This is a genomic window from Sorangium sp. So ce1014 (assembly GCF_051521505.1).
Classification (GTDB): domain Bacteria; phylum Myxococcota_A; class Polyangia; order Polyangiales; family Polyangiaceae; genus Sorangium.
The window spans coordinates 7,915,270-7,938,391 of record NZ_CP150356.1; the positions used below are offsets into that span (position 1 = coordinate 7,915,270).

The window sequence follows — 23,122 nt, forward strand, 5'->3', positions numbered from 1 at the left end:
CCCGCGGATAAGTCGTGATCTTCCGCAGGCTATCTGCGCATCTCCGGAGATAGGCCGCCGCCGTGTAACTATGTATCCCCGTTAATGGGCTTCGGACAGCGACGGCGTACCGCGAAGCAAGATACGTGCTTGTGATTGATTGCCTCGGGCGAGCCACAGCTTCGCGACCCACCTGCTCGAGCAGGGCACCGACATCCGGACGATTCAGACATGGCTCGGCCACAAGGATGTGCAAACCACGATGATCTACACCCACATCGTCGACCGCGGCCCTGTCGGCGTGATCAGCTTTCTCGACCGCTGACCGCCGCTCCCGGGTGGAGCGCCATGAAACCCGATCCCACCCCCTCGTGCCGCCCCCACGCATCGTGGGAAGTTAGCGTATCCGACGGCTGCCCCACCTTGTCAAGGAGACCAGCGCAGGACCGAGCGGGCTCTACACCGGACGAAGGCGCGCGGCGCCGTCGGCGCACCCGGCCAGGGCATCGGGCGCATCAGCGAGGCTGGCTGGGAAGCGGGCTGGGCCGGCGACGGCGGCTGGGGCACGCCGGGCCAGGGCGGCGGCGGAGGCGGCGGCCGCAGGGGCGGGCTCGGCGTGTGCGGCGCGGTATCCAAGGGGGGCGCCGGGGGAGGCTCGGGCGGAGCCGGCGGCTGCGCTGGCCGAGGCGGCAAGGGGGCGAGAACGGCGACCCGAGCATCGGCATCGTCGCGCTGCACGCCAGGGTGACCGTGCGCGACACCGAGATCGTGGCGCTCGCCGGCGGCCAGGGCGGCGACGGCGGCGAGCCCCAGCGAGGCGGCCGAGGCGGCCGGGGCGCACCGGGCGGCGTGCTGGAGGACGGCTCGGCCTATTCCTGCAACGGGGGCCCCGGGGGCGTCGGCGGTGAGGGCGGTTATGGCGGCCCGGGGCGCGGCGGCGACTCGATCGGCATCGCAACCCTCGACGAGGACCGGCTCACGGTCGAGGGCGTCACCTTCACGCTGGGGCCGCCGGGCAAGGGCGGCATCAGCTGGGACGACCAGGGCAAGATGATCTCGGGCGAGGACGGGGGCGCTGTGGAGACGCTCCGGTTTGCTGAATAGCTGGATTGGAGCTCGCCAAGCGAACCGCGTCGGTGGAAGCCGGCGCGTCGGCAGGCCCGGGTGCAGCGGCGGCCATGGGAGTGATCGGTCGAGCGCCGCAGGCTCCCCCCACCAGCCGGGGCCGCCCCGTCAGCGGGGCGCGTTGAGCTTCCCGAGGCTCGCGCCCGTGGGCGCGGCGGCGCCGTCCGCGATGCAGAAGAACTGCAAGCTCCGCGGGTTGTGGTGGACGACCGGCCGTGCCGCCGCAATGGACCGACGAAACGACGGCGATGAGCAACAACGCCGCGCAGTTCACCATCTTCCGCATGCTCGAATCCTGTGCGGCAGGCGAAGTGTCTCCGAGCCCTGACGACGTCAAGGGGGTCGCCGCCGGCCTCCTGCGCCGCTCCGCGCGCGCAACGCACCACTCACCCGCGGCGCGCAGCGCCGTCGGGTGCAATTCCTTGCTGGGTGGAGTTGGCACCAACTTCCTCGTCGATGATCTTGGTATCAAGAGCCTCTTCCCAGCGTCCGCCGAGATGAATTGCTGTGAGCCTTTCAGACCACTCTCGCAACGCTGCGTCCGCCACCGATTCACTCGTCGCTTCAGCAACTCGACGCGTTAGATCGTCAGCCAACGATGCGAACCATGCCTCCTGCGCTTCCGTGGTCGCCGTGCGCATGACTTCTGTCATGCCTTCCTTGACCCCGGCCAAGATCTTAGCGTGTTCCTCGTTGAACGACGAAAGCTGCCTACGGAAGTAGGCGCTTGGTGGTTCGGAGTTCGCAATCATGCGACTCTCGGCGCCTACTCTCGGATTGATGGCCATCCCCTTTGCAGGCAATCCACTCGCCGACCCAAGCCAGACAGAGAGACGAAAGTGCCCGAAGAATTCGATATACGCGACCCAGTCGTTGCCAACGTCACAGATGAGCACGCTGTGCTCGAACCCTGATACTGCAGTGGCTACGCCGGCCCTGTGGCCGAGCAGAGTCACATTTCGCGGCCATTCGTTCACATAGTCCCATCCCGCGAATGAGCCGATATTTGGAGTGCCCCACCTTGTCGCCATCCGAAGCGTTGCATCTGCTCGTTCTCGCACCACAGAGTTCCCGTAAAGCACGCACGCGGCGGTCAGCGCCGTCTTTGCGACACTGCGGAACGCGACTGGGCCACTAATCGACATGTTTAGATTTGTCCATGGCGCCTTTTGCTGCACTCGCTGAGCACCGACAACCTTAACAGGCTCTCCTCGCGAGCGAAGAATGTCGATCACCCGTTTGGCATCTTCCTCATCCTTGACTGGGATCGTAGTGGGGCCTGTCACGGTTCCCGTCGGCGGAATCTGCGCAGCTCGAACTACCGGAACAAATCCAGGTGCAAGATCGTACTTGGGACCATTTTCAAGAATGCCGGCACCACGAATCGTGGGTGGTGGCCCACCTCGCCCGGTCCAAATCAACAGTCCGCAGCGCGCAATAATAAACGATTCGGCAAGCGAATCATCTATTTTATCATCGGCAGCGAAACCGTTGTTACATATTCCGCATGTGGCTCGACGCGTAGCGACACGGCCGCCGAGTGCAGCGAGAAAAACGTGTTCCAGGCTGCCGGGCGTGAGAGACTTATCACAAAAGATGCATCGATCCATAGTATCTGCTCCCTGAACTCGAATCCGTCGGGGGAATTCTGGATGGAATATCGATCAATTCTGCAATTGAGCGTGCCACATGACACATATTCGCATTGTTGCATGTAGGCTGCGAACCGTGGCGTCCTATCCCCGTATTCTCGTATTCTCGTGGATGAGCCGCGGCGCCCTGTGGCAATATGTCCGCACTCCCCCGAAAAGTCCACGGCCTTCCACAGGCTGCCTGCGCATCTCCGGAGATAGGCCATCGTTGCATAACTACGCAACCATCGTTGATGGACTTCGGACGGCGACGGCATAGCGCGACGCAAGAAGCGCTCCTGCAACTGAGAGCCTCGGGCGACTAATGTGCGACGGAGCGGAGATGTCCGCGCCCGATTCACGGTCGCTTAAGTCGACCCACATCCTTGCGCGCGCGGGCCACAAGAACTGCATCCGGATTGGCCCTGGCCGTAAGCAAGGAGTTGCAGAAGTCGATCACTCGGCCTCCCGGCGCTGAGTGACGAGGCAGCTCGTCAATGACCCGGTTCAGCACAAAGCCGAGCAGAATCCCCGCCAGGGGCACCACATGGGCAATCGACGGGTCTACGATTCCCGCGGCAGAAAACCCTGCCGACATGAGTCCCACGACGTTAACACTCTTGAGCAAATCAGGCCGCTTCTCGTAGTGGCGAACCTCGGCATTGAACCTATCGATCGCGTCCTTTAGAAAATTGGGATCGACATTCTCACGCGCAATTCGGTCGACAAGATCCCGTAGGCGCCTGATGTCTGCCGAGGAGAACTCTTTCGCCAAATCGACCACATCTACCTTACTGCTGAGCGCGAGCAGATCTGATACGGCCGAAAGTGTGGAACGGGATCGAGTTGACCCGACGAAGCCCCCGCCATAGATGCCCGCTACCAAGTCGCAAGCGGCGCTTTCGTCGTACTCGCCAGCGGAGGACGGGAACACGTGGGCGCCGAGCGCAGCGGACCACTCCACCTTCTGAGCAGCGGACCAGAGTTCAAGCCGCAGGTCTCTTCCCGTCACTTGCTGGTAGACCGCGCTACTGATAGCCCCAATGCCCAAATGTGATGTCCCCATCGCGCCGCGGCTACCCACGGACCACTCAGCACCCGCCCATGTCGCGCCGAGCTCGTTCATGAATTGAACAAAGTCAGCGGCACGCGCAGGGCCGACGAGGTTTGACGCTTGGTCCGTGAGCATGTGAAGCATTGCGTGCCGCTCGCTCGGGCTCAAGGGAGGGTAGAGCAGCGGCACGCGGTTGCGCGCATCAGCGACGGTGGCAGCGGCCAATCGTCGGGAAAGAAGAATGCTCTTGGGCGCGCGCTCCGCGAGGGCAGCCAGCCAGTTGAGCGGGTAGCGGTCGATCGCTTGGGGGAGAAGGATCCGAACCCGACCCAGCTCGACCAGTTTTGACAATTCTTTGCTGGATACGCCTAGAGCAGTGCAATTCTCTTCGAATGAATCCTCGAGCGGCAGCGCGAGAAGCACCGTGTCATAAAGACAGAGTTGAGATCGAATATCGTCGGGGGCGAACACGGTCGCGTCGACGAGACAGGAGAGACCGCGGGAGTGTCGCCAGGCGACGGGGAGAAGCTCGGTGGCGCACGAATCGCTTGAGGCGAACAGCCGCTCTCGACTGGTCGCCCATGCCTCCTCGTCGTCCTCCATGAGGAAACGAAGATCTCTGGAATACTTCGTCGGCAGGCGTCGACTCGGCAGCAGATCGATGTCGCCTTGCCCGAATTCAAATCGAAACTTTTCATTCTGCGGGTCCCGCGAAGGATCGACTGCGAAAAGGATCTGGACGACGTAGCCCATCTCCGCGTAAGCGGACGAGACTTGACTCTTTTCGGTGTCTGAGAGTTCCCGGGTTGTGACGAAGACGACGTCAATCCCGGGATCGTCGATGGTGAACGGAGGAAACTCAGGTGGGAGGGCCAACCCGAGGTCTACGAGGACATCACGGCGGGTCCTGGGTGCACCAGCTAGCCGCGCCCGCTCCTCACAGGTCCGTTCAGGCACGCGCTCGGCGCCCGCCGGGCACTGTTCGACAATCTTTACCGGTGCAGTTACCACCCTGCACTGCTTGTCAAACCACAGGCGAAGATCCTCGCCTCCTGCAGTCTTCGCAGTGCTTAGAGTCGGGCAAACAATGTAGTGCTGGTATCCCTGCCGCCAGAGACCGGCGAACTGGATCTGCGGCTGCTGAAGAAGCAGCTGCTCGTACGACCAACGGCAGTAGTGATCATCGTAGAGTGTCATGGCATGAGGCTCCCTCGGTCTGATTAACGACTGCTCGGCCACAAGGATGTGCGGGCCACGATGGTCTTCACCCACATCGTCGACCGCGGCCCTCTCGGCGTGATCAGTCCTCTCGACCGCTGACCGCCGCTTCCGCGTGGAGCGCCTTGAACTCCGAGGCCACCCCCTCGTGCCGCCCCCACACATCGTGGAAAGCTAGCGTATCCGACGGCTACCCCACATTGTCAAGGAGACCAGCGCAGGATCGTGCGGGCTCTACACCGGACCAAGGCGCGAGCGGACCCTCGATGCCCTACCCCTCCGAAGCGAAGAAGTGGCCCTGCAACGGCCCGGCCGATCAGCGGCGGGGCTACTCAGGTTGCAGCGGCCTGCCGAGTTCTCCACCACGCGGGACGGCGTCCGAAGCCGGAGCAAAGCACGCGCCGACGATGAGCCAAGTGGAGAAGCGCGCGGATGGCCGAGGGCTGTCGAGGTGCGGACATCGGGGTCTGACTGTCAGGCGCCGGCGGGACGCTTGCGCGGCCGGCCGCGCTTGATCTCCGGCATCGCGGCGCTGCGAAGAAGAACCCCGGGCGACACATCGAGCGCGTTCGCGAGCCTGACGAGCGTGCCGAGGCTCATGCTCTGCCGCCCGACCTCGATCGCCTGCATCGTCCGCAGCTCGATCCCGGCGGCTTCCGCGAGCTGCTCCTGCGTGTTGCCGCGCTGCTGGCGTAGACGCCGCAGGTTCGCCGCAATGTAGAGCAGGAGGGTATCGAGCGTGAGCGTTCGCACGCCTTCGCGTACCCCCGCGCCGGGTTCAGAATAATGATCCAGCAGATCGGATTTCCTTGACCTACCAGCTGTCAGTTCCTAGCGTGGCGAGACCACATAAAGTGCCGCCCGCGGGTGCTGGTAACACCCCGGGCGGCGTGGCCGAACCCCGCTTCCACGAGGTCCGACATGGAAACAGTACGTCTACGCCCTGAACAGGGCCAAGAGATCGATCCGCCCTCCCGTCGCCGCCCCCGCCCCGCTGCTGGCAGCCGGCTCGCCCGCCCGCCCAAGACCCACCACCAGCCATCTCACCCCGCCGTCTATCTCGACCCCACCGCGCTCCTCGAACAGCGCCCGCTCATCCGCCGCACTCTCCGCGCCCGCGGCGTTCTCTCCGCCGATCTCGACGACCTCACCCAGGACACCGTCCTCGGCGCCTGGCGCAGCCTGCGCGCCGGCCGCTTCCGCCCGTCCCCCGCTCTCCCTCCCGCCGACGCCATCCGCCCCTGGCTTGCCGGCATCGCCTCGCGGCAGGCCTCGCACTACCGCGACAAGGCCCACCGCCGCCACGAGCTCCCCGCGGTCGACCCTGACCGCCTCGCCGCCTTCACGGCCCCCTCTCCCGAGGCCCGTCTCGTCGCCCGCGGCCTCCTCCGCGCCTTCCACCGTCTCCGCCCCGAGCTACGCGAGATCCTGTCGCTCGCCGCCACCGGCCTTTCCTCGCTCGAGATCGCCGCCTCCCTCTCGCTCCCGCGCCCCACGGTCGCCACCCGCCTCCGCCTCGCGCGCCGCCTCTTCGCCCGCGCCCTCACCCGCTCTCGGAGGTGGCCCCGATGAGCCCGATGAGCCGCGCCCCCATCGACGCCCCCGCCGAGACGGCGGCCGAGCTGCCGACCGCGACCGAGGCCACCCTCCTCGAGATGGTGCTCGGCCTGCCCGGCGTCGGGCCGCGCCTCCTCGGCACGGCCGCTCTCCCCTCGCTCGGTCGCCTCTCGCCCGCGGCGCTCGCCGAGCGCACCCAGATCGCCCTCTTTGACGCGACCCGGCTCGCCGCCGCCTTCGAGCTCGGCCGCCGCTACCACGCCGCCCGCGCGCGCCGGGGCGCGCTCCTCACCGACGCCGCCCGCGTGGCGCGGTACTTCGGCCCGAGGCTCGCTTCCCTGGTCCACGAGGAGCTCTGGATCGCGGCGCTCGACGCCCACGGCCGCGTCCGCGAAACGCGCCTGCTCGCCCGCGGCTCCGACGACGCCCTCTACGTCGGCCGCTCCACCGTCCTGCGCACGGCGCTGGACATGGCCGCCCACAGCTTCGTCCTGGCCCATAACCACCCCAGCGGCGACCCGACGCCGACCCGCGAGGACGAAGCGATGACCCTGGAGCTGCGCCACCTCTCCGCGGAGCTGCACGTCCCGCTCACCGCCCACGTCATCGTCACGCCCAGCGGCCGCTACGCCGCCGTCCACGAGTAGGTCTCCTCGCGCGGCGCAGCGCCCCTGCGGAGGGGCGCCCCGCCCCTGCGGGATCACACCCGGAGCAAGGCCCGGTCAACCTCCAGCACGGATGTGGCGGCACCGCGAAGGGCCGGACGTTTCAGCGCTCGCTTCCACCAAGCAAAGCGGCCACGGCTGCCCGAAGACGCGTGATCTCTCCTTGGAGCGCCTCGTTTTCGCGCCGCAGACGCGCCTCCGCCTCCCGTGAACGCGAGAGATCGGATCTCTGCGCCTGAAGGACGTGGAGCAGATGGCGCCTCTCGATGAGCTGCGGGCGGTTGAGGTGCAGTCGCTGGATGTGAAACCAGCCACGAGGCGTGAGCCCGATGAGCCGGCCGTGGACCGTCTCCTCGACGTGCGCGCCGAAATCGTCACGCTGAGGGCGAAGGAGCCGCAAGCTCTCAGGTGCATCGTGTGCGGGCGCATAGTCGCCCTTGAACCGGTTGCACGCGGTGCAAGCGTAGACGAGGTTCTCGATGTCATCGGACCCACCCGCTGCCAGCGGGTGGAAGTGATCAATCTCCAGCTCGCCCCCCACGGACGTTTCGGAAACGCCGCAGTAACCACACCGGCCACCGAAGGCGACCCGGACGATGGCGCGCGTTTCCGTCGAGACGGCCATTCACGCAGCGTGCAGCGGGCCGCCGGCGATGCGGGCAAATCCGTCGAGGATGGAGGCGCGGCGCCGGTCGAACTCCTCGAGGAACCTGCGCGTGTCGGCCACGAGGGCCTGTTGCTGGGCCATGAGCTGGGCCAGCTGTTCGTTCTCGCTCTCGACCCGAGCCAGCTCGGCCGCCACGTCTCCGGCCTCGGCACGCAGCCGAGCCATTTCCGGGGCAAGCAGCGCCGCCTCCTCCGCCTCGATCCGCGCCATGAGCGCCGCTAGCTCCGCCTGCTCGGGCTCCGTCAACGTGCCGGAGAGCTCCTTGCCACGGAGATGGTCGAGCTTGCTCTGGTCATCCTTGGTCCAGCTCATGAAAGCCACCCTAGCCATACCAGGCCAGGAGCACCGGGGCAACGGCCGGCCTCTCCTACCTTGCACGAGAGCATGGTCGTTGAGCAGGACAGCTCGTCGCCGTCGTCGCGGCATCTCCTCGCCGATGGGGAAGCGCGCCTGGGCAGCCTCCGAGCCGCGCGGTACAATCCCTCCGTGAACCTTCCCGAGCTGGAAACCGAAGCCCTGAAGCTGCCCGTCGCGGAGCGCGCACGCCTCGCAGAGACGCTTCTGGAAAGCCTGGATGAGCTCTCCGAGGAGGAGCACAGGCGCCTCTGGACCGAGGAAGCGACGCGCCGGGACGCAGAGCTTGACGCAGATCCGTCCCGGGGGCGACCGGCCGAGGACGTCTTTCGTGACGCCCGCGCGCGGCTCCGGTGACGCTCCCGGTCATCTTTCACGACCTGGCTGAGGTCGAGCTGAACGAGGCCGCCGCCTACTACGCTCGGGCACGTCCTGGCCTTGGCGACGCCTTCGTCGCCGAGGTCCAAGGCGCAGTCGATGCCTGGCTGCGTCACCGCTCACGGGGAGTGCTGTGGAGAACGATGTTCGCTGGTGGCTCGTGCGGCGATTTCCCTACAGCGTGCTGTACCGGGTACGCGACGATCACCTTCGTATTCTCGCGATTGCACATCAGAAGCGGCGGCCCTTCTACTGGCGCGGGCGCCAATAGTCCGGCTCCGCGCCTGCTCGCCCGCGGTTCCGACGACGCCCTCTACGTCGGCCGCTCCACCGTCCTGCGCACGGCGCTGGACATGGCCGCCCACAGCTTCGTCCTGGCCCATAACCACCCCAGCGGCGACCCGACCCCGACCCGCGAGGACGAAGCGATAGCCCTGGAGCTGCGCCACCTCTCCGCGGAGCTGCACGTAAGAGCTGGGATCAGCGGAACCTTGAAAGAGTCCCCTCCGGCGTTGATACGTCGCTCATCGACGAGAACCTGCGCTTGACTCCCACCGAGAGAGTCGAGCGCATGCGGAAAGCACTGGAGTTCATCGAGGAAGCGAAGGCAGCCCATGGTCACCGACTTTCGGCGCGTCGTTGAAGCGCTCAGCGGTGAGCATGTCGATTGGCGCCATAGACCTGCTGGGCGATGTGCCCGGAGTGGGTAGCTTCGACGACGTTGTGAAGGGGTCGGAGGATATCCAGCTCTACGGCTCCGCGGTTCGAATCCTGGGGCTGGACGCCCTGGAACGCGCCAAGCGCGCGGCCGGTCGTGCCAAAGATCTGCTCGATCTCGGTGAGATCGCTGCGATCCGTGCGCGCCGATCCCCCTGATACCGACCGACGTCGACCTGCGAGAACGAAGCGACGCCGGCTACCGCAAGCCGGCTACCGCATGCCGGCTACCGCGACCTGGTCGGGTTCCGCTGCCGCACCCACGCCGCCCGCGCGCGCCGGGGCGCGCTCCTCACCGACGCCGCCCGCGTGGCGCGCACCTTCGGCCCGAGGCTCGCCTCCCGGGTGCACGAGGAGCTCTGGAGTCCAGACGTTTCGGAGACGTCAAGTCCCACCGTTGGGACTCTTCATCCAGGATTCCGACTCGCAGGACAAGACAGGGCAGACCCGCCTCGGCGGGTCCACCTGGGGCGGCGTGAAAGGGGATCCCTGCACCGGCCCCAAGCCTCGCCTCTCGATAAATCGCAGTTCGATCGTCCACGGAAACATTGACGAAATGAAGCCGCGTCTACACTCCGCGGTACGTCGAGGGAGCTCGATCGCTCCGGCACACGCCGGGGCGATCCGTTCGCGCTGCCGCCCAGGCCGCGCCGGCCAGCGCGGCACGGCCAGCCAGGGGCGGGCGCGCCAGGCTCGAGTCCTCTCGCAAGTCACGTCTTCACGGAGGAAAGCCAAGCTTATGTCCTATTTGGCGCCGGCAGAATTTGTCACCAAGATGGTCGACGCGGGCGAGTCCAAGGTCTTCATGTCGACCCGGGACACGTTGATCCGAGCCTACATGGCCGGCGCGCTGCTCGCGCTCGCCGCCGTCTTCGCGGTGATGGTCACCCAGCAGACGGGATACCCGATCATCGGCGCGATGCTGTTCCCGGTCGGCTTCTGCATGCTGTACCTGCTGGGCTTCGATCTGCTCACGGGGGTGTTCGTGCTGGCGCCGCTGGCGCTGATCGATCGCCGCAAGGGCGTCACCCTGGGCGGCGTCCTGCGCAACTGGGGCCTGGTCTTCATGGGCAACTTCGCCGGCGCCGTCACCGTCGCCGTGATGATGGCGGTCGTCTTCACCTTCGGCTTCTCCACGGAGCCGAGCGCCGTCGGCAAGGCCATCTCCGGCATCGGCGAGGCGCGCACGCTCGGCTACAAGGAGTATGGCGCCGCCGGCATGCTGACGCTCTTCGTGCGCGGCGTGCTCTGCAACTGGATGGTCTCGACCGGCGTGGTCGGCGCGATGATCTCCAACACCGTCGGCGGCAAGGTGACGGCGATGTGGATGCCCATCATGCTGTTCTTCGCGATGACGTTCGAGCACTCCGTGGTGAACATGTTCCTGTTCCCGTCGGCCATGCTCCTGGGCGGCAACTTCTCGGTCATGGACTACATCGTGTGGAACGAGATCCCGACCGTCGTCGGCAACATGCTCGGCGGCATCACCTTCACGGGCCTCACCCTGTACGTCACCCACCTCAAGACCGCCCCCAAGCACGTCCCCGCCGCCAGGGAGCGCGAGCTCCCCGCCGAGCCGCTCCGCGCCTCCACCAGCTCCGCCTCCTGACGCGCCCGCAGGCACCAGGGCCAGGTCAGCCCGTTCTACCTTCGTCTCGAACGCGTTTCTTCCAGACAGACGGGCTGCGCCGCTGATGGAGTACGGCAAGGAGGACCGCGGCCCGCTCGCTTCCTTCAACACGGAGCAGGAAGTAGACCGTGTAGGGGAATCGCTTGAGCAGCGCGCCGGACACCCCGCCCGACATCGGGGAACTGCGACGGAAGGTCGCTGATCCGGTGGACGATGTGCCGTAGCTCGTCGACGAACTGTCCGCCCAGCCCGTCCTCCTCACCCTCGTACCAGTCCGCCGCCTCCCGGATGTCCAGCTCGGCAGACGGGCGAACGAGGAGCCGACTCATCGACGCATTGCGAGGCGCGCACGGAGGTCGGCCTCGACCTGTTCCCAGGACCGGCCAGCATCCGGTGCGGCCTCGTACTCGGCGAGCCGGCGATCGAGCTCGGCCTTGTGCCACTCGGGTACCGGCACCTCGTCCTCCCTCGCCGCGATCCGCTCCCAGAGCGCCTGGACGTACTCGATCTGCTCGTGCACGGTGAGATCGTCGAAGCCGGGCGGCGGGCCCTGGATGGCTCGTTCCATGAGCCGCAAGATACCACGAGGCACCGGGACGGCGCAGCACACGGCCCTCGCGGTCGAGAACGAGCGGCACCGACGGCGGACCACGCACTGCCGCGCCGTCCGGCCGAGCCCAGGCCGCCTCGTCATCGCGGTCGGCGGGGAGGAGCCGGGGTGCTCCTCGTGCTAGGCTCGACGGCGAAGCAGGCTTGCCTCCCGCGTCCACCCCGGCGCGATGTCGACCGCCACCGTCACCCTCGCTCTCCCCGAGGCGCTCTACCAGCGGCTGAGGGGGACTGCGCTCGCGACCCGACAGCCGCTCGAAGCCGTGATGCTGCGGGCGCTGAGCCTCGGCAGCCCTCCCGCCTGGGACGACGCGCCCCCGGAGTTCCAGGTCGACCTCGCCTGCCTCGACAAGATGGACGACCAGGCGCTCTGGCAAATCGCGAAGAGCCACAGGTCCGAAGCAGAGCTCGTGCGCTACGACGAGCTGCTCGACCGGAACACCCAGGGGCTCCTCACGCCGGCGGAGCGCATCGAACTCGAGCGTCTTCGCCACGAGAGCGACCTGTTCATGCTCCGCAAGGCGCACGCTGCGGCGCTCCTGCGATGGCGCGGGCACGCCGTCGCTTCGCCGTAGCGCGCGCCCTCCACGAGATGGAAGGCGGACTGGCAGGCCGCCGAGGCCGGCTCGGCGTGGGACCGATCGAGTACCGGGAGCGCTTCTCCGGGAACGCCCGCGCGCGTGGCAGGAAATGACGGCAGTTCGGCGGGGCGCCCGGCCAGCGAGCGCGCACCCTCCTGGAGCTTGGCCTTCGCCGGCAGACAGGAGCCCCCGCCATGACCCCGCAGATCGCCGGAATCCACGCCCCTGACACGCGCCTTGCCCATAACCACGGCCGCCCCTACGTGCCGGGTTTTCAGCCCTTCGACGCCAGCGCCCTCCTGGAGGGCCCCCTTCGACAGCTGAGCTGCACGGAGCGCTCATGAAGATCACGGCGAACCGGATCCAGATCCATGTCCGGGAGCGAGGCGCGGGGGACATCGCCCTCGTCTTCCTCCATTACTGGGGCGGCTCATCGCGCACGTGGGCGGCGGTGGCCGAGGCCCTCTCCCCGAGGTGCCGCACGGTCGCGATCGACCACCGCGGCTGGGGCGACTCCGACGCACCGGAAGAGGGCTATCGCATCGGCGATCTGGCCGATGACGCGGAGGCCGTAATCCAGGCGCTCGGCCTCGAGCGCCACGTGCTGGTGGGCCACTCGATGGGCGGCAAGGTCGCGCAGCTGCTGGCGTCCCGTCGGCCTGCCGGACTGCGGGGGCTCGTCCTCGTCGCCCCTGCGCCGCCCACGCCGATGCCGCTCAGCGACGAGCAACGCGCGACCCTGGCCCACGCCTATGACTCGCCGGAGTCGATCGGCTTTGTGCTCGATCATGTGCTGACCGCGCGTCCGCTGAGCTCCGCGCTGCGCCAGCAGGTGATCGAGGACAGCTTGCGCGGCGCGCCCGCCGCCAAGGCCGCCTGGCCGCACGTCGCGTCGCAGGAGGACATCTCCGCAGACGTTGCGTCGATCGACGCGCCGGCGCTGCTGATCGCCGGTGAGCTCGACAAGGTCGAGCGCCTCGACGTCCTGCGGCGCGAGGTGGTGCCGCGCATCCCCGGCGCAGGCCTGCGCGTCCTGCCCGGCACAGGGCACCTGTCGCCCCTCGAGGCGCCCCTCGCGCTCGCGTCCGCGCTGCGTGGTTTCGTCACGCAGCTCGAATCCGCGTGAGCCGGAAGGCGCAAATCGCGGCGCCACCGCTCGCCGCCAGAACCCGCTCGTGGAGGAAGATCGGTTGCAGTGTACCTCGGGCGCCCCTGACGAGTAGGCCCTCGCGGGGCGCAGCGCCCCGCCGCAGGCGCGCCGCGCCCCTGCGCATCCAGCCGAAAGCCTCCAGCGCACCGCCCCCGCCCGAAGCCATGGAGTTCTCCTGGCTTCTTCAACGTCGATGATGGCTTCGCCACCATGGAATGATGGACTGGCCATCGTTCCATCCTGGAACGGCCATCCGCCGAGGCCTGCGAGGTCAACGCCGGAGCAAGGCCCGGCCAGCTCTCAGCATGGGCTCAGCGGCCAGATGGCCAGATGGCCAGATGGCCAGATGGCCAGATGGCCAGATGGCCAGATGAGGTGGTCAGGCGGTCGCCCCAAGGCTTGACGCCCGTATCGCCCTCTGGCTTCCTGACCCACTTGTTCAATTTGCTGGCGAGGCCACGGCGGCCTGGCGGACGCAGGTTGTTCGGCGGAGTGGTGGATGACGATCGAACGGCAGTGGCGCAGCGGGAATCTCGGCCTTTTGTCGGCGGCCATCTCGATGCTGGCCTGGGCGCTCTTGACGAGCTGCTCGGACGGGAGCTCCGCCGACGCGACGACGAGCACGAGCGGCGCGCACGCCGGTGGGGGCGGCAGCACGGGGAGCGGCTCCGGGGAGGGTGGGGCCGGCGCCGGTCACCCGTTCGACGACCCCGGGACCTGCTCGGACGGCGAGCGCAACCAGCGTGAAGACGACGTGGACTGCGGCGGCCCGTGCGAGCCCTGCGTGTTCTGGCAGCGCGTCGCGCCCTCCGGCGCGGTCCATCTGTTCCTCACCCGGCAGGGGACCCTGCTGGGGAGCAATGAGGTTGACTGGCTCAGCCGGCTCGAGCGGCTGGACGGCGCGTGGCAGCGGGTGCTGGCGGACGGTGAAAACGTCACGGTGAAGCCGCTGGCGAACGGGAGCAGCGGCGAGATCTATGGCGCGGGCGACGGCCTCGTGCGCTCCGACGACGATGGGCTGACATGGCAAGTCATCCACCCCGAGTTCAGCCCCAGGTTCTTGAAGGTGATGGATGACTCGCTCTACGCCGGGCTCGGCGACGATCTCTACCGGTCGACGGACGCCGGGGTGAGCTGGGAGCTCGTCGCCGGCGGCTTCGGAGGTGGCGAGCTGGTCCGCCTGGAGGTCAACTCCGACGGGATCTGGTTCCTGCTGTCCCACAAGCTGGTGATGCGGTCGCTGGATCGCGGCGCCACCTGGTTCGAGGTGGCCTCTACGGAGGGCGATACGAGCGCCTGGCTTGTCGAGCTCTCCGATGGAGTCGTGCTCGTCGGGCAAGGGGCGCGTCCCCCCGTATCGTCCGTCGATCGCGGCGACTCCTGGCAGCAGCCCGAAGCGGGCGACGTCACGGCGTCGGTGCTCGCGGCCAACTCCACGGATCTGCTCTTCGCGGGCGGGACCGGCGTGGACATGTCCGAGGACGGCGGGCTCACCTGGACCGAGCGGGGCGACGGCGACCTGTTCGGCTTCCGGTCGATGGTGATGCTCCCGGACGATCGCCTCGTGGTCCTCGACAACAACGACCCGGTGTTCGTGAGCCGGCCGACCACGTTCTGGGGCAAGCACGAGCGCCGTGGCGAGCCCCTCCCGGCGTCGTGCACCGACGGAGCCCAGGGCCCGGGTGAGCAGGGCGCCGACTGCGGCGGAAGCTGCCCGGCGTGTCCTACGTGGCGGCGCCTCGCCGAGGTGAACCTCACGAACCTTCAATGGGTGGCAGCGACGCCGGATGGCACGCTGTTCTTCGACAATCAGGAGGCAAGGTACCGGTCGACGGACGCCGGCGCCTCGTGGGCTCCCGTCGAGCTCGACGGCGAGCCGCTGCCGTTCATCAGCACCCTGATCCAGATGGGAGATGGAACGATGCTCGCCACCTCGGGCGCCGAGCTGTATCGCTCGTCGGACCGCGGCAGCTCGTGGAGCGTGACTGACGCGACCCTCGACGTGGGCGCGATCGCCCTCCATCCAGACGGCCGCCTCTACAGCATCAAGCAAGGGTTCTCGAGCGACGGCGGCGCGTCCTGGGAACGGGTATCGGATGAATCACGAGACATCACGGGGGTCGTCTTCACCGACAACGGCGATCTCTACGCTCATGGCTCACGGTCTCTGGTTCGCTCGCTCGACGGCGGCAGGACGTTCGAGCCCCTCGACGGCGTGCCCCTCGACAACGACGAGACCTACGTCAAGCTCGCGGCCGCCCCGAACGGCCACCTGTTCCTCGGCTCCTCCAAGGGCATCTTCCGCTCGATCGACAGGGGCGTCTCCTTCACCGAGGTCACCGCCGACGCCTGGAATGTGCTTGTCGACTCGAAGGGCAACGTCTTCGCCTTCGGACAAGGCATCGCCATGTCGCGCGACGACGGCGACACCTGGGAGAGCCGCCTGCTCGGGGTCAACGCGGCGCCTCGGGCCGTGGCCCTGGCCGACGACCGCATCTACCTGAACACCGCTCTCGGCCACTACCTGAGCGCGACGACCACGGCGTGGTGAACGCCGCGGAGCAAGCAGCTCCGTCCGCCCGGATCGTGATCGGCGAAGGGCAGCCGCGAGCACCACGCCATGCGTCGAGCGCCGCGATCAGCAAGGTCTCCCCGGCGGCTCTCGACACCCTCGGGGTTGAAATTCAATTCTCCCCGGAGGCTCAGCTCGGGCTCTGCGACGCGATGAGCGATCGCAGCCAGTCGTCCGAGGCCTTGCGGTACTCGGGGACGCGGCTCCGCTCGGCCGCGGCGAGCGCCTCCTTCAGCCGAGGCGCGTCGAGGTCGTGGATGTAGCAGGGGGTGCCCGGCTGCTGGCGCCACGAGTCCTCGAGGCCGCCCGCGTCGACCGGATCGAAGCCGAGCTCGTCGACGAGGCGCATGACCTTCGCCCGCGCTTCCGGCGGATCCCCCGCAATCGGGAGGGCGACGCGCCCCGGCGTGCCCTTCGGATTGCCCTTCGCGAGCAGGCTCTCGAAGTAGATGTTGTTGAACGCCTTGACCACCGGCCGCCCGATCTGCTCGGCGACCCACGCGCTCTCGACCTGCCCCGCCTCGATGGCCGGGATGCTGCCGTCGCGGACCGGGTAGTAGTTGTTTGTGTCGATCACGACCACGTCGGCGGGCACGCCGGCGAAGAGATCCTTCGGCAGGTCCACGACCGCGCGCTGGGGGATCGTGACGACCACGATCTCGCCGCCGCGCGCGGCCTCCGCGGCCGTGACGGGGGTGGCCCCGGTCTCGGCGGCGAGCTCGCGGAGCGTTTCCGGCCCGCGCGAGTTCGCGATCACCACCTGGTGACCGAGCTTCCCCAACAGCTTCGCCAGCGACCCGCCGATCAAGCCGGCACCGATGATTCCGATCTTCATTCGTCACTCCTTCGAGCCGAGCCGCCCGCGATCGAGCGCGGAGGCCGGCGGTCCAGGTGCGTCGTCTGACGCAGACGGGCGATCGCTCGCGCCGTTCACGTCGGAGACGGGCTGTACCACGACGGGCCGCCCCCGGCCCGCGCAGAGGCTGCCCCCAGGACGACCTTGCCCTCGGGGTATGACCTGACCCTCAAGGTAGGCGACCTCATCCACGGACAGCGCGACGTCGCCCCCTTGCTGCGCCAGCAGCGGGCGCGTGCTGCGCGTGCTGCAACACCCGATTCGGCACAGCGGACGAGTGACCGCAGCAGCTAAGCCAGCTGACGCAAGAACGACAGGACCACCTCTCCCAGGCGCTCGGGTTGTTGAAATGGAAGGCCGTGGCCGGCGTCCTGTACCTGCTCGATTCGTACGCGTGGGTTGAGCCTCCGCAGCTCCGTTGCCATCTCGAGCGTGACGACGGGGCTGCTGTCCCCCATGACGAGCAGGCTCGGGACGTCGATCGCGCTCACCACGTCGCAGTACTCGGGGTTGGGCGGCGTGAGGACGTCGAACGCGCCCATGCGGGTCTTCAGTCTCGCCTCGGCTTGCAGCTCGACGATCTCGGGCGAGCGACGCGGGTGTCGAGCTCGGGCCTGCGCGACGAGGTCAGACTTCTGCAAGCCGAGGGCCTGGCGGTGTTGATCGGCGACGTCGCTGTCGCGCACCTCGCGCTGGCGCTCGGGGCTCAAGAACGTCGGGTCGACAAGGATGAGGCCGCGGATGACCCCCGCCCCTCGACTCGCCACCACCGCGGCGGTCATGCCGCCCATCGAGTGGCCAAGCAGAACCGGACGAGAGAGCTCCAGGCCGCGGATGAGGCCCACGACGTCGCTCGCGTGATCGTCGTACCGGTATCCGTGGTGCGGCGCGCTCGAACCGCCGTGCCCTCTGGCGTCGGGCATGACGACGTCGAATTCACCTTCGAGCGCCCGCGCCAGGGGAGTCCAGCACGCGCCGCTCCCCATCAATCCATGGAGCAGAACGACGGGATACTTGGCGCCTCCAGTTCGGAGGTAGTGGATGTCGATGCCGTTCGTTTCGCAGACTCCACGGATCCAGGTCGTCTGAATAGCGGGATTCGAGCTCGCCCGCGCCCGCGCAACGCCCCGCGATGAATCAGCCGGCAAGGCCCGTCGGATCCATCGCCTTGTTGAGCCGCGTCCGGCCATCGTCAGGAGAGCACTTCGGTGGCAGTCTTCGCCCCGAGGACGTTATCGATCCAGCGGTCGAGGGTCGCGATATCCGTGCATGCCTGGATGCGCGCGCTCTCGTTCTCGGTGAGCACGATCCCTGCACGCGCAAGCAGCCGCAGCAGCGTGTCCCTCTTGCCCTTGAGCTCGCCCTCACGCATACCCTTGAGCTCGCCCTCACGGATGCCCTCGAGCTTGCCGCGATCGACGAGCTTCTGCACGAACGGAGGAAACGTCGCCTCGCCTTCGATCTGCCGTTCCATGACCAGTACCTCCAGCGCCTGCCTCATCGGCTCCCGCAACCCGTTCCAGATGAGCTGAAAATAGACCATCGCGTGCGCCTGGTCGAGCCGGCCGAGGCCGGCGAGCGCCGCCTGGACCACGGTCAGCCCGCTCGGCCCGTTGCCGTGCGCCACCGCCGACAGCACGGCGAGCTCCGTCTCGTTCTCCGCGTCGGCCGGGTCGGTGATCTCGGGGACGACCGCCGGACCGAGCACCAGCGGCTCGACGTTGCCGCGGCCCAGGCCGAGGTCGATGTTCTCCGCCGCCCAGGCAGCCACGCCGGCGTCCGGCGCGACCACCAGGACGATCGTGCCGCAGCGCTTCCTGGCGCGCACGACCGCGACGTACGCCGGCCACGAGTACTTCTTGTCCGGGTCCACGTCGCGCTGCACCTCGATGACGATCGCCAGCACGAGCGCGTCGCTCTCGTCTCGAAGCTCCAGCACCAGATCGGCGCGGAACTCCACCGGGATGAGCTGGTCGAGCGACGACTCGACAACCGCAACCGAGGCGTGCGGCGGCACCTCGACGTGGAAGAGCGTCGCGAGCAAGCGGGGCGCGAGCTCCGGGTGCTCGCGGAACATCTCGACGAGGGCGTTGTGCTCGAGCGTCGGCATGGCGCTCGGCCTTCAGCACCCCCCATGCCGACACGAAACGCCGGGAAAATGCGAGCAGAGCTCCAGATCAGGGGTGGCGGCGCCATGGCGGACGGGGGCAGCCACCTCGCGCCACGCCAGGGCACGGCGGCCCAACGTCGTCGTTCAGCCGTGCCGCGAAGCGGCGTCGGCTTGAACGATCGGTCAGCTATCACTCCATAGGCTGGCGGATGATGGTCTTCCACTTGGCCGGTTCGGCGCGACGTATGTCGCTCAGATATACCTCGTGGTGCTTTCCTGCAAGCGCCGAGCGCGTACCAATAAAATCATGAACTCGCTGGATGGTCGGCCCTTCTTCAGTGAAGGGGCCAATGTGAAGTATCTGAGCACATGATCCTTCGGTGAAGCTCTCCAGCCTGAGCGCGTCCATCGCGGGGAGCGCCTTCTTTCGCCTCACCTCCACCATGGCCCCCTGAATCACCGCCTCCTCCACAAAATGAGGCTGCATGATCATCATCGTCCATTTCCACCTTGACCTATCGTCGGAGGTGAAGACGGACATGTCGTCCGACCACCAGAGGCCTTCGAGAGGCATCACCGCATAGTCAATTCCTTGCGCCCCCTTCTTCACCATGAACTTCGTCGTGTAGGAGACGGAGAACAGCGCTTCCACTGCCTCGGCATACCCCTGTGATGTGTTGGGGTCGCCCTCGCCGTCGATCATGAGGAACTGAAATGTTGGCACTTCGACCTGAACCACCTCCTTCGCGGATGCCTGGTAGAGATATTTTAGTTCCCTCTTGAGATCAACCTTCGACACGAATGCACCTGTTGATAGCGAACGGCCACGTGCTCACCAGCGGCTGGCCGAGCGTCGAGGCCGGGCGGCGAGCCCTGGATGGCTCGTTCCATGAGCCGCAAGATACCACGAGGCGCCGCGACGGCGCAGCACACGGCCCTCGCGGGGCGCAGCGGCCCCGCCGCCGGGGCGCTGCGCCCGTGCACATCCAGCCGAAAGCCTCCGTCGTTCGGGGAACCATGAACTCCCCCTGGCGGGGTCAAGGTCGAGGGTGGCTTCGTCGGCATGGAATGATGGGTCGGCCATCATTCCATGCTGCAACGGCCATCGTCGAAGCCTGCGGGGTCAACCCCGGAGCATGGCTCGGCCAACCTCCAGCACGGGTTCAGCAACATCGCGAACGACCAGGCGCCGGGCAACGGCGCCATCAGCTGGGACGACCAGGGCACGATCATGCATCTGCCCAGATCACACGGACATCGTAGGGCGTCATGAGCCGATCGGCGGTGACGAGCTGGATGTCCTCGACCTGGGCCTGCGCGACCAGGATCCGGTCAAATGGATCCTTGTGATGCGGGGGAAGTCCGGCGACCTGGAGGGTGTGCCGTTGCTCGATGGGCAGAGAAAGGTGACCGAGGGCGGCCATGCGAGAAGGAATGTATTCGGCGGGCGGGATGGGAAGGGAGAGCTTTCCGAGCGCGTGCTTGATGACAATTTCCCATGCTGTCGCTGCCGAGATGTAGACGTCAGTACCTTCTGCGACGAGCATCTCCACGACGTCGCGCCTGATCCTCTCGGGGTCGGCGACGAGCCAGAGCCAGCAGTGTGTGTCGAGCAGCAACCTCATGTCTCGCCATCGAACGCTCGCTGTAGGTCCTCCGGCAGCGGCGCGTCGAAGTCATCGGCGATCTGGACCGTACCCCGATCCATGCCAAGCGCTGCCCGCTTGTCGAGTGGCGCAGCCTTCTGCGGGGAGGTGATGAGGACGATCACCTCCGCTGGACCTTCTGGAAGGTCTGCGGGCACCTGCAGCTCTACCCGACGGTCTGCGGGGATGACGATGGGGATCTTGGCGGCTTGCACGGTGCTTCCTCCTGCTCCGTTATCGGCGATCTCAGCCTAGCGTCAGAGCTCCCCGGCGTCACGCGCGATGCCCGAGGCGGGCCGGCGCGTCGGGCAAGGAGAGGACCTCTGTCCCGGTCGCCTCCAGCGCCTCTCTCGGCACGTCGCGGAAGCGCGCGCGGAAGGCCGCCGACGGGCGCAGGGTCACGGCCTGCCCGGTCGACCTGCGGCGATACGTGGTCGCGACGCCGGCCTCCACGGCCCCGCCGCGCCGTGGATCGCGGCGACCGCGCGGAGCTCCTCGTCCGGCGCCTGCATGGCCGGCCGGCCCGGCGCGGGCCGGTGCCCGTGAGCATCGCCCGCGGGCCGGTGCGACGCCCGCGCGTGGCCCGCGGGGTGGCGGGCGCCGCCGTCGGTGGTCGCACCGCCGCAATGAATCGAAGAAACGGCGGCGAGGAGGATCAACGCCGCGTGGATCACCGCCTTGCGCATGCTCGCACGAGCCCCCGTGAGGCCGGCGAAGTGTCCCCGTTCGCGGGCGACGTCAAGGGGCGCCCCGCGCCGCTCCGCTGCGCCGCCGAACCGCGCGGGCGCGGGCGTACCTTGACGGTTTCGCGCCCCGCCGCGCCAGACCGGGGTAACATGCGCCCGTCATGCCCCGCGCGCCCGTCAGCCATCCCTGCCGCTCTCGCCGCGCGGGCGTCGCCGGCCTGGCCGGCGCCGCGATGATCCCCGTGGCCACGACCGGGGGTGGTCTTCGCCGATGACCCGAGTCGAACCCGAGGGCTTCCGGCCGGAGGCGCTGGTAGGCCAGGTCCTGCGCGGCAAGTGGCGCCTGGAGCACCTGCTCGGCTTCGGCGGCATGGCCATGGTCTACGCCGGCACGCACCGCAACGGGATGCGCGGCGCGGTGAAGATCCTCCGCCGCGAGCTGTCCGAGGACCAGGAAGCGCGCTCGCGGTTCCTGCGCGAGGGCTACGTCGCCAACCGCGTGGACCACCCGGGCATCGTCCGGGTGCTCGACGACGACGTGACCGACGACGGCTCGGTGTTCCTGGTCATGGAGCTGCTCGAGGGCGAGACGGTCGAGGCGCGCCGCGCGCGCGAGCCGACCGGCATGCTCGGCGTGAACGAGGTGCTCGGCATCGCCGACGACCTGCTCGACGTGCTCGCCGTCGCGCACGAGCGCGGGATCGTGCACCGCGACCTCAAGCCGGAGAACCTGTTCCTCACGCGCCAGGGACAGCTGAAGGTGCTCGATTTCGGCATCGCACGGCTGCGCGAGCTCTCGTCCCCGGCGAACAACGCGACAACGCGCGCCGGCACCCTGATGGGGACGCCGCAGTTCATGCCGCCCGAGCAGGCACGGGGACAGTGGGACAAGGTCGACGCGCGCACCGATCTCTGGGCCGTCGGGAGCACGATGTTCCAGCTCCTCTCGGGGCGGTACGTGCACGAGGCCGAGACATTCCCGCTGCTCCTGCTCGCCGCCATGACCCAGCCGGCGCCGCCCGTGGGCAGCGTCCTGCCCGCCGTCCCCCCGCCGATCGCCGCCGTCATGGACGTGGCCCTCGCGTTCGATCCCGACCGGCGCTGGCCGAACGCCCTTGCGATGCAGCGCGCGCTCCGCCAGGCGCGCGGGGGCGCGGCGTTCGACCCGGCCCCGGGCTCGCACGCGGATCCGGCGCGCAGGTCCGCGCACCCGGATCCGGGGCGCAGGTCCGCGCACCCGGATCCGGGGCGCGCGCCCATGTTCTCGGATCCCGGGCGCCCGACCGTGCAGGCGCGAGGCCCGGGGAGCGGGCCGCGCGGCACGGAGTTCACCGCGGCGAGCCCGGGGAGCGGCGGCGCGGTCAGCGCCGGCTCGGCCGGCGGCGGCACGGCCAGCGCCGGCACGGTCTCGCCGGTCGTGGAGCGCTCGGTCGGCACGGAGCGCCCGGCGCCGCGCTCGGCGGTCCTGGGCGCGATCCTGGCCGGCGCCGGCGCGCTGGCCGTGGGTGCCCTCGTCGCGCTCGTGTGGTCGCAGCGGGGGAGCCCGGGCGGGGACGCAGAGCACCCGTCCAGCGGGTCCGCGGTGGAGGCCGAGCCGCGCCCAGCCGAGAACGCCGGGGCAGAGCCGGAGCCACCCGGCGGCGCGGGCTCGCCCGGTGCGGGCGCGCAGCCCGCTCCGTCCGGCGATGCGGTCCCGGCGATCGCGCCGTCCGCGCCCGTGCCCACGCCGCCGCCCGCGCCCACGCCGAGCGCGTCCGCGACCGGGACGCCGTCGAGCGCGACCGCGGCCACCTCGAGGCCCGCCGCGGGGGGCAAGGCGCGACCGCCCGCGACCGCGCCGGTGAAGACGCCGCCCGCGCCGACGCCGGCGCCCGCGTCGACGCCCGCGCCGACGCCGGCAGAGGACCCGTACAACCGGAGACGTTGAGGTCGCACGG

25 protein-coding genes and 3 pseudogenes are annotated in these 23,122 nt (G+C 68.4%); 14 read left to right on the plus strand and 14 right to left on the minus strand.

Annotated features, from left to right (window positions below; translation table 11 throughout):
* Positions 1–154: 154 nt before the first annotated feature.
* Both WME75_RS29755 and WME75_RS29760 read left to right on the plus strand, forming a co-directional pair.
* A pseudogene (locus WME75_RS29755) lies at positions 155–304 on the plus strand (tyrosine-type recombinase/integrase); the annotation flags it as partial.
* Positions 305–457: 153 nt separating this feature from the next.
* Positions 458–1,083 (plus strand): annotated as a pseudogene (locus tag WME75_RS29760) (hypothetical protein); the annotation flags it as partial.
* A gap of 407 nt (positions 1,084–1,490) precedes the next feature.
* On the opposite strand, the gene WME75_RS29765 reads toward WME75_RS29760, so the two are convergent.
* The 3 genes from WME75_RS29765 to WME75_RS29775 form a co-directional block, all read right to left on the minus strand.
* On the minus strand, positions 1,491–2,714 hold the full coding sequence (locus WME75_RS29765; RefSeq protein ID WP_437478101.1) for an HNH endonuclease: 1,224 nt from the start codon (positions 2,712–2,714) through the stop codon (positions 1,491–1,493).
* A gap of 379 nt (positions 2,715–3,093) precedes the next feature.
* Positions 3,094–4,986, minus strand: coding sequence for a hypothetical protein (locus WME75_RS29770; RefSeq protein ID WP_437478104.1), 1,893 nt, complete (start codon positions 4,984–4,986; stop codon positions 3,094–3,096).
* Positions 4,987–5,481: 495 nt separating this feature from the next.
* On the minus strand, positions 5,482–5,760 hold the full coding sequence (locus tag WME75_RS29775; RefSeq protein WP_437478107.1) for a helix-turn-helix domain-containing protein: 279 nt from the start codon (positions 5,758–5,760) through the stop codon (positions 5,482–5,484).
* Between the two features lie 168 nt (positions 5,761–5,928).
* On the opposite strand from WME75_RS29775, the gene WME75_RS29780 reads away from it, so the two are divergent.
* Positions 5,929–6,579, plus strand: a complete 651-nt coding sequence (locus tag WME75_RS29780) for an RNA polymerase sigma factor (protein WP_437478110.1) — start codon at positions 5,929–5,931, stop codon at positions 6,577–6,579.
* 5 nt (positions 6,580–6,584) lie between these two features.
* Positions 6,585–7,211, plus strand: coding sequence for a JAB domain-containing protein (locus tag WME75_RS29785; protein WP_437494954.1), 627 nt, complete (start codon positions 6,585–6,587; stop codon positions 7,209–7,211).
* A gap of 121 nt (positions 7,212–7,332) precedes the next feature.
* Here WME75_RS29785 and WME75_RS29790 read toward each other — a convergent pair whose 3' ends face one another.
* Both WME75_RS29790 and WME75_RS29795 read right to left on the minus strand, forming a co-directional pair.
* Complete coding sequence (locus WME75_RS29790) at positions 7,333–7,854, minus strand: HNH endonuclease (protein WP_437478113.1); 522 nt, start codon at positions 7,852–7,854, stop codon at positions 7,333–7,335.
* On the minus strand, positions 7,855–8,208 hold the full coding sequence (locus WME75_RS29795; protein ID WP_437478116.1) for a hypothetical protein: 354 nt from the start codon (positions 8,206–8,208) through the stop codon (positions 7,855–7,857).
* A gap of 72 nt (positions 8,209–8,280) precedes the next feature.
* Between WME75_RS29795 and WME75_RS29800 the strand changes: the two genes are divergently transcribed.
* The 5 genes and pseudogenes from WME75_RS29800 (at position 8,281) to WME75_RS29820 (ending at position 10,954) form a co-directional block, all read left to right on the plus strand.
* Complete coding sequence (locus WME75_RS29800; protein WP_437478119.1) at positions 8,281–8,607, plus strand: addiction module protein; 327 nt, start codon at positions 8,281–8,283, stop codon at positions 8,605–8,607.
* Entirely contained in the window at positions 8,604–9,176 is a 573-nt protein-coding gene (locus WME75_RS29805; RefSeq protein WP_437478122.1) for a JAB domain-containing protein, read from the plus strand. Before WME75_RS29800 ends, WME75_RS29805 begins: the two co-directional genes overlap by 4 nt.
* Positions 9,177–9,282: 106 nt before the next feature.
* Entirely contained in the window at positions 9,283–9,504 is a 222-nt protein-coding gene (locus WME75_RS29810) for a hypothetical protein (RefSeq protein ID WP_437478125.1), read from the plus strand.
* A gap of 96 nt (positions 9,505–9,600) precedes the next feature.
* Positions 9,601–9,708 (plus strand): annotated as a pseudogene (locus WME75_RS29815) (JAB domain-containing protein); the annotation flags it as partial.
* A gap of 376 nt (positions 9,709–10,084) precedes the next feature.
* Positions 10,085–10,954: a formate/nitrite transporter family protein gene (locus WME75_RS29820; protein ID WP_437478128.1), complete on the plus strand. Its 870-nt coding sequence runs from the start codon at positions 10,085–10,087 to the stop codon at positions 10,952–10,954.
* 346 nt (positions 10,955–11,300) lie between these two features.
* Here WME75_RS29820 and WME75_RS29825 read toward each other — a convergent pair whose 3' ends face one another.
* Positions 11,301–11,543 (minus strand): addiction module protein, encoded by a 243-nt coding sequence (locus WME75_RS29825; RefSeq protein WP_437478131.1) that lies wholly within the window; start codon positions 11,541–11,543, stop codon positions 11,301–11,303.
* On the opposite strand from WME75_RS29825, the gene WME75_RS29830 reads away from it, so the two are divergent.
* The 4 genes from WME75_RS29830 to WME75_RS29845 all read left to right on the plus strand — a co-directional run bounded on the left by WME75_RS29830 (position 11,542) and on the right by WME75_RS29845 (position 15,866).
* Complete coding sequence (locus tag WME75_RS29830) at positions 11,542–11,709, plus strand: hypothetical protein (protein ID WP_437478133.1); 168 nt, start codon at positions 11,542–11,544, stop codon at positions 11,707–11,709. The two genes, WME75_RS29825 and WME75_RS29830, sit on opposite strands and share 2 nt — an antisense overlap.
* A 45-nt stretch (positions 11,710–11,754) precedes the next feature.
* Positions 11,755–12,159, plus strand: coding sequence for a hypothetical protein (locus WME75_RS29835; RefSeq protein WP_104976950.1), 405 nt, complete (start codon positions 11,755–11,757; stop codon positions 12,157–12,159).
* 346 nt (positions 12,160–12,505) lie between these two features.
* Positions 12,506–13,291 (plus strand): alpha/beta fold hydrolase, encoded by a 786-nt coding sequence (locus WME75_RS29840; protein ID WP_437478135.1) that lies wholly within the window; start codon positions 12,506–12,508, stop codon positions 13,289–13,291.
* Between the two features lie 523 nt (positions 13,292–13,814).
* On the plus strand, positions 13,815–15,866 hold the full coding sequence (locus WME75_RS29845; RefSeq protein WP_437478136.1) for a WD40/YVTN/BNR-like repeat-containing protein: 2,052 nt from the start codon (positions 13,815–13,817) through the stop codon (positions 15,864–15,866).
* Positions 15,867–16,017: 151 nt separating this feature from the next.
* Here WME75_RS29845 and WME75_RS29850 read toward each other — a convergent pair whose 3' ends face one another.
* From WME75_RS29850 to WME75_RS29885, 8 genes are all read right to left on the minus strand, one after another.
* On the minus strand, positions 16,018–16,722 hold the full coding sequence (locus WME75_RS29850) for an NADPH-dependent F420 reductase (RefSeq protein WP_437478139.1): 705 nt from the start codon (positions 16,720–16,722) through the stop codon (positions 16,018–16,020).
* A 311-nt stretch (positions 16,723–17,033) separates the two neighbouring features.
* Positions 17,034–17,933: an alpha/beta fold hydrolase gene (locus tag WME75_RS29855; protein WP_437478142.1), complete on the minus strand. Its 900-nt coding sequence runs from the start codon at positions 17,931–17,933 to the stop codon at positions 17,034–17,036.
* Between the two features lie 2 nt (positions 17,934–17,935).
* Complete coding sequence (locus WME75_RS29860) at positions 17,936–18,853, minus strand: hypothetical protein (RefSeq protein WP_437478145.1); 918 nt, start codon at positions 18,851–18,853, stop codon at positions 17,936–17,938.
* A 190-nt stretch (positions 18,854–19,043) separates the two neighbouring features.
* On the minus strand, positions 19,044–19,652 hold the full coding sequence (locus WME75_RS29865) for a GyrI-like domain-containing protein (protein WP_437478146.1): 609 nt from the start codon (positions 19,650–19,652) through the stop codon (positions 19,044–19,046).
* 430 nt (positions 19,653–20,082) lie between these two features.
* Positions 20,083–20,478 carry a type II toxin-antitoxin system VapC family toxin gene (locus WME75_RS29870; protein ID WP_437478149.1) on the minus strand — a complete coding sequence of 132 codons (396 nt, stop codon included), beginning with the start codon at positions 20,476–20,478 and terminating at the stop codon, positions 20,083–20,085.
* A complete protein-coding gene (locus WME75_RS29875; RefSeq protein ID WP_437478152.1) occupies positions 20,475–20,714 on the minus strand; it encodes a hypothetical protein in 240 nt (79 codons plus the stop codon). The genes WME75_RS29870 and WME75_RS29875 overlap by 4 nt, the downstream gene beginning before the upstream one ends.
* Before the next feature lie 58 nt (positions 20,715–20,772).
* Entirely contained in the window at positions 20,773–20,901 is a 129-nt protein-coding gene (locus WME75_RS29880; RefSeq protein WP_437478155.1) for a hypothetical protein, read from the minus strand.
* Positions 20,898–21,185, minus strand: coding sequence for a hypothetical protein (locus WME75_RS29885; protein ID WP_437478158.1), 288 nt, complete (start codon positions 21,183–21,185; stop codon positions 20,898–20,900). The genes WME75_RS29880 and WME75_RS29885 overlap by 4 nt, the downstream gene beginning before the upstream one ends.
* 271 nt (positions 21,186–21,456) lie before the next feature.
* Here WME75_RS29885 and WME75_RS29890 point away from each other — a divergent pair, with 271 nt between their 5' ends.
* Entirely contained in the window at positions 21,457–23,112 is a 1,656-nt protein-coding gene (locus WME75_RS29890) for a protein kinase domain-containing protein (RefSeq protein WP_437478160.1), read from the plus strand.
* The last annotated feature ends 10 nt before the right edge of the window (positions 23,113–23,122 follow it).